Raw genomic sequence first — 6,008 nt, forward strand, 5'->3', positions numbered from 1 at the left:
ATGAGTGTGGGTTATTGTAATAGCCAGCTCTTTATTTCCAAGGCAAAAATTGAATTAAAGAAATACGAGAACAAACCGAATGCAGCTCCAAAAGTATGTACCGCAGAAATGGCAGAAACGGATTGGTCTAAACTTGCCGATAGTATTGACCTGAATGTTTTTAATCAGTTAAAAGAGTCTTATGGTTGTCCGGACTGTGCCGATGGTGGTGCTGAATGGATTCAGATAGAATATGGAGATAAAAAGCATAAGGTTACTTTTGAATATGGAAAGGAACCAAATGAAGTTAAACCATACATTTCTACTTTGAGGGCGCAGTTTGCCACTTTTAAAGATTGTAAATAGCATTTATAGCATTAAATCATAAGACAATCGTCATCCTGAGATAAATTCAGGATGACAAAAGTTCAAAAAAGAGGATACTTTTATATCCTCTTTTTTTATTTGTTTTTTACGCAAACGGTTGCATTAACTCATGCAAACGTTTGTTTGCCTTTTCGCCAAAATCCTCATTATTTTCTCTTAAAATAATTGATTAACATTGTGTTAACGGAGTAATCGCTTTCAATATCAAGCCAGTTCCTGAACCTAAACACACACCTTAAACTAAATATACTATGAAGACCAGACTAACCAGATGGGTGATGCTCGGCGTACTGCTAATCAGTTCATTATCAATGTATGCTCAGTTCAATATTATCCCTCTTCCATCAAGTATCAAAGAAAACGGAGCCTCATTTACACTTAACGGTCAAACAAAAATATATTACGAGAAAGGCTTAAAACAACAGGCAGAACGGCTTTATGCAGCACTGTCTCCTGCAACAGGGTTTGATTTCCAGATTTCAGATCAGCAAAAAGCTGCAAAAAACATAATTGTGCTAAAGATTGGCAAAGGAGGTGCTCCACTAGCCAAAACCGACGCGCTAAATAAAGAAAGCTATAAGCTAAGCGTTAAAAATGATGTAATAACAATTGAAGGTAATAGTCCGGCTGGTGTTTTTTATGGTACCCAAACGCTGTTACAAATGCTGCCTGCAGAGATTTATAACAAACAGCTTCAAAGAAAAACAGTTTGGAAAATTAAAGGAGCAGAGATTGCCGATGCCCCATCTTACGAGTGGAGGGGGATGATGCTTGATGTTGCCCGTTATTTCTTCGGAAAACATTATGTGCTTAAGCTTATCGACATGATGGCAATGTACAAAATGAACGTGTTGCATTTCCACCTTACCGACGATGCCGGATGGCGCCTTGAAATTAAAAAATATCCAAAACTTACTTCTGTAGGTGCGTGGCGAGGCGAGGGTGCAGAACGTACCGGCGGCTACTATACCCAGGAAGATATTAAAGAAATAGTAGCCTATGCTACGGCCAGAAACGTAGATGTTATTCCGGAGATCGAAGTACCGGCCCATGCCTTAGCATCGATAGCAGCTTATCCGGATTTGTGCTGTACTGGTGAACAATACACCGTTCAAACCCAACATTCTATAAGCAAAGAGATTTACTGCGTTGGTAAAGAATCAACTTTTGATTTTCTGGCCGATGTGTTTAAAGAAACCTTTGCGTTGTTTCCTTCTAAATACATTCACATAGGTGGCGATGAAGCTCAATATGACCGTTGGAAAACCTGCCCGCATTGCCAAAAAAGAAAGAAAGAGCTTGGTGTTCAAACAGAAAAAGAAATGCAGGTTTATTTTAATCAGCGCATTCAGAAAATGGTAAAAGGATATGGCAAAACCATTGTTGGCTGGGACGAGATCATTGAAGATGGTTTAAAAGATAAAGCGGTTGGTATGATCTGGCACGATCAGAAAAAAGCCTTTAAAGCCTCAGAAGCTGGTCATTATTCAGTAATGGCATTAACCGGATATTGTTATTTTGACGTTGCAGAAAGCAATATCCCGGGCGAGGTAAAAGCGGCAACATGGTTGCAGCCAATCTCCTTAGAAAAAGCTTACCAGTTAAACCCAATGCTTGAAGGTTTAGATCCAAAATACCGTCCGCAGATATTAGGCGCAGAGGCTACATTATGGTCAGACCAGTTTATTCACGGTACTGTACTTCAGGAAATTGCTGCGATAAACGAAGATCGTTCAGAAAAATATTTTGAATACTTAACCTTCCCAAGGATGTCGGCCTTAGCCGAAGTTTGCTGGACACCACATGAAAAACAAGCATGGCCTGATTTCGAAAAAAGAATAAGAACTCATTATAAACGTTACGACAACGCAGGTTATGGCTATCGTGTGCCTCTGCCTAAATTGACCGGCAATGAAAAAGGTGCAAACGGTTTTACCATAAAGCTGGAAAGTGATGTTCAAGGCGCTGAAATCAGATATACTACTGATGGAACCCGTGCAAACGTATATTCTCCGGTTTATACACAAGCGGTAACAGTACCTAAACTATCAGATTTTAGTGCAATTACTGTGGTAAACCGCAATCAGTACTCGCTTCCGCTTTATTTTCCTGAGAAATACGACAAGTTTAAAAAGTATGGTCAATTGGTTGCCGAGTGGAAACCATCATCAGTAAAAGGAAAAGACTTTGGAACGTTTGAAATCAATGCAACGGGAAAGATCAATGAAAACGGCGAATATGTACTTTCATTCTGGTATACAGAAGGTCATTCGCGTTTAGAGATCAAATCTGTTGAGCTTTATAAAAACGGTGTTAAGATCGCGGAGGATGTTCATGATGGCTACACAGGATCCAGTCAGGAAAATAATCAATACAAATTTAAAGTTGATGCTTACGAAACAGGAGCAGCCTTTACAATAAAAGCTGTGGTAAGAGGCGATGTTGACAATGATTCGAATGGTGCTGTTTTTATTAAAAAACAGTAATTTCGTGGCATGAATAAAATCCATCCTCAATTGAGGACTGTTAATGTAATTCGATATGTAACGCCTTTGCGCGAAGGAGGCTCCATGCCTGCCATTGCAGAGGCCGACGACGAGTTTCTATATGTATTGAAGTTTCGGGGCGCCGGACAGGGTGTAAAAGCCCTTATTGCAGAAATTATTGGAGGCGAAATTGCCAGGGCACTTGGATTTAAAGTGCCCGAAATAGTTTTTGCCAATTTAGACGAGGCCTTTGGTCGTACCGAACCCGATGAAGAGATCCAGGACCTGCTTAAAGCCAGTATCGGCTTAAATTTAGCTTTGCATTATCTTTCCGGAGCCATAACGTTCGATCCAACGGTTACTACTGTTGATGCTAAGTTAGCGTCACAAATTGTATGGTTAGATTGTTTATTAACCAATATGGATCGTACTGCGCGCAACACCAATATGCTCATCTGGCATAAAGAGTTGTGGCTGATAGACCATGGCGCATCTTTATACTTCCATCATTCAATGCAAAACTCGGAGGAACAGGCTGTAAGACCGTTTGCACTGGTTAAGGATCATGTATTATTGCCACAGGCAAGTGAGCTAGAGGAAGTTGATGCAGCGTTTAAGGCAATCCTGACGAACGAACTGATCAGGTCAATTGTATCATTAATTCCAGAAGACTGGCTTAAAGATGAATCTGGTCAGGAAACTACAGAAGAACGCAGGCAGGTTTATAGTCAATTCTTGATTTCAAGGGTTGCTAATTCAGAGGTTTTTGTAAAAGAAGCACAAAATGCAAGAGAGTCACTTATTTGAGTACGCCGTTATTCGTGTGGTTCCAAGGGTTGAACGCGAAGAATTCATTAATGTGGGTGTGGTATTGTATTGTGCAAAACAAAAGTTTTTAAAGGCGCTGATTTCTTTAGATGAAAGCAGACTCGAAGTATTTAAGGCAGACCTGGATTGCGATGTGCTAAAAGCGAATCTTATAGCTTTTGAGCGCATTTGTGCTGGAGAAAAGGATAGTGGTCCAATTGGTAAATTGGATGCCGCCTCGCGCTTTAGATGGCTTACTGCTACACGAAGTACCGTTGTGCAGGCATCAAAAGTACATCCCGGATTTTGTAAGGATGCAATGGAAACGCTTGATAAGCTACACCAACAGCTTGTGCTTTTATAATGGAGTATTTTAAAAAGCTCCTCGATTTACTTAAAATTGAGCGGCAGGAAGATCTTGATTCTTACCTGCGATTGACCGCATCGGCTTCAGTAGCTGATCGTCGTGAAAATGGATTAACATGGTATCCCATTGCTATTCGTGGTTCCGAAACGGGTAGGGGCGATTACCTTACTGTTGAGGTGGAACGTACTACCCATCATGATATTTCGCACCAGCTTAGGTTTGGTGCGTCGGCAGTTTTGTTCTCTAATCACGACCCTGAAAATGACAGGTTTGAAGGAACAATTAGCCACCAGAGTGGAAACAAGCTAAAAATAACACTACTGACAGAAGAACTGCCCGATTGGGCCAGCGATGGTAAATTGGGTATAGACCTGCTGTTTGACGACAATAGCTACAATGAAATGCAGAATGCGCTTAAACAAGCGCAGAAACCAAAAGAGAAAGCTGCAGATTCAGTATTAACCGATGTATTAACAGGGCAAAAGGCACCTACGTTTGATACCAGTTTAACAAATATCGTTATCCCTCAGCTAAACCCTGTTCAGCAAAAAGCAGTTAACAAGATCTTGCAGGCGCAGGAACTTGCTATAGTTCATGGGCCGCCGGGAACAGGTAAAACAACCACACTTGTACAGGCCATTAAAGCTTTGATTGCTAAAGATGGTCAGAAAGTACTGGTTGTTGCACCAAGCAACACAGCTGTAGACTTGTTAAGTGAAAAGCTTGCCGAAGAAGGACTAAATGTATTGCGTGTGGGTAATCCGGCAAGGGTTTCTGAACGTTTGGCATCCTTAACTATGGATAGTAAAGTTGCTGAGCATAGTGCCACTAAAGACCTGCGATCGCTTAAAAAACAGGCCAATGAGTACAAGAATATGGCTCATAAGTATAAGCGCAATTTTGGTCGTGCAGAGCAGCAACAACGCAAAGCACTGTTTAATGAGGCGCACAAAATAATGAAAGAGGTGAACAATGCAGAGCAATATATTATTGATGATGTTGTGGCAAAAGCCCAGGTCATTACTGCTACCTTAATTGGCGCCAACCATTATACCGTTAGAGACGTTAAGTATAAAACCGTTGTGATTGATGAAGCCGGACAAGCTTTGGAACCTGCCTGCTGGGTGCCAATATTAAAGGCAGAAAAGGTAGTGCTGGCCGGCGATCATTGTCAGCTGCCACCAACGATTAAGTCTACACAGGCGGCAAAAGACGGCCTAAGCAATACCCTAATGGAAAAATGCACGGTAATGCATCCCGAAGCTGTTGTTTTGTTAGAGGAGCAGTACAGAATGAATACACAAATCATGGGCTATCCATCTTCAGTATTCTATAAAAATAAATTAACCGCACATCCCAACGTGGCCAACAGGCTGCTGTTTGCCGAAGAACCTCCACTAGAATTTATAGATACTGCAGGTTGTGGCTTTGACGAGAAACTGGAAGGAACCAGTACCACCAACCACGAAGAGGCTGTGTTTTTATTAAAACATTTAACGCAACTGGTTGCCAAACTAAACGACCATTATACGGTTGCCGACTTTCCTACAATAGCCATTATATCGCCATATAGACAACAGATTGCTATACTTAATGACCTGATCACAGGATCTGAAGAATTAATGGTGTACAGGAGCAAAATCAGCATTAATACCATTGATAGTTTCCAGGGGCAGGAGCGAGACATCGTTTACATTGGCTTAACCAGAAGCAATACAGATGGTGCAATAGGATTTTTGGCCGATACCAGAAGAATGAACGTGGCCATGACAAGGGCCAGAAAGAAACTGGTTGTTATTGGTGATAGTGCTACACTCTCCAGATCAGTATTTTATTCTGATTTTATCAGCTATGCTGAACAATGTAACGCCTATATAAGCGCATGGGAGTTTGTCGGTTTTTAATCACTTAAACAATGAAATTAGCAGGATTGTGATTAATTTCATTTCTTTACACTAAAATCAAACATTACTCTTAAAATG

General features: G+C 41.0%; 5 protein-coding genes. All 5 read left to right on the top strand.

Annotation, left to right across the window (positions count from 1 at the left end; genetic code table 11):
- Window positions 1–345, top strand: a 345-nt coding sequence (locus AC1DDX_RS21565; RefSeq protein ID WP_477622573.1) for a hypothetical protein, incomplete at its 5' end; no start/stop codon positions are given.
- Between the two features lie 272 nt (window positions 346–617).
- Entirely contained in the window at window positions 618–2,852 is a 2,235-nt protein-coding gene (locus tag AC1DDX_RS21570; RefSeq protein WP_337716313.1) for a beta-N-acetylhexosaminidase, read from the top strand.
- Window positions 2,853–2,861: 9 nt separating this feature from the next.
- A complete protein-coding gene (locus tag AC1DDX_RS21575; protein ID WP_288879403.1) occupies window positions 2,862–3,659 on the top strand; it encodes a HipA family kinase in 798 nt (265 codons plus the stop codon).
- Window positions 3,637–4,023, top strand: a complete 387-nt coding sequence (locus AC1DDX_RS21580; protein WP_288879402.1) for a DUF3037 domain-containing protein — start codon at window positions 3,637–3,639, stop codon at window positions 4,021–4,023. Before AC1DDX_RS21575 ends, AC1DDX_RS21580 begins: the two co-directional genes overlap by 23 nt.
- A complete protein-coding gene (locus tag AC1DDX_RS21585; RefSeq protein ID WP_288879401.1) occupies window positions 4,023–5,930 on the top strand; it encodes an AAA domain-containing protein in 1,908 nt (635 codons plus the stop codon). Before AC1DDX_RS21580 ends, AC1DDX_RS21585 begins: the two co-directional genes overlap by 1 nt.
- Window positions 5,931–6,008 lie beyond the last annotated feature (78 nt).

The sequence above is a fragment of the Pedobacter sp. 10L46_2 genome, assembly GCF_056395165.1.

What these genes read in the sequence shown, in the direction of transcription:
- AC1DDX_RS21570 (WP_337716313.1), top strand. Translation starts at nt 618, where the DNA reads ATGAAGACCAGACTAACCAGATGGGTGATGCTCGGCGTACTGCTAATC.
- AC1DDX_RS21575 (WP_288879403.1), top strand. Translation starts at nt 2,862, where the DNA reads ATGAATAAAATCCATCCTCAATTGAGGACTGTTAATGTAATTCGATAT.
- AC1DDX_RS21585 (WP_288879401.1), top strand. Translation starts at nt 4,023, where the DNA reads ATGGAGTATTTTAAAAAGCTCCTCGATTTACTTAAAATTGAGCGGCAG.
- AC1DDX_RS21580 (WP_288879402.1), top strand. Translation starts at nt 3,637, where the DNA reads ATGCAAGAGAGTCACTTATTTGAGTACGCCGTTATTCGTGTGGTTCCA.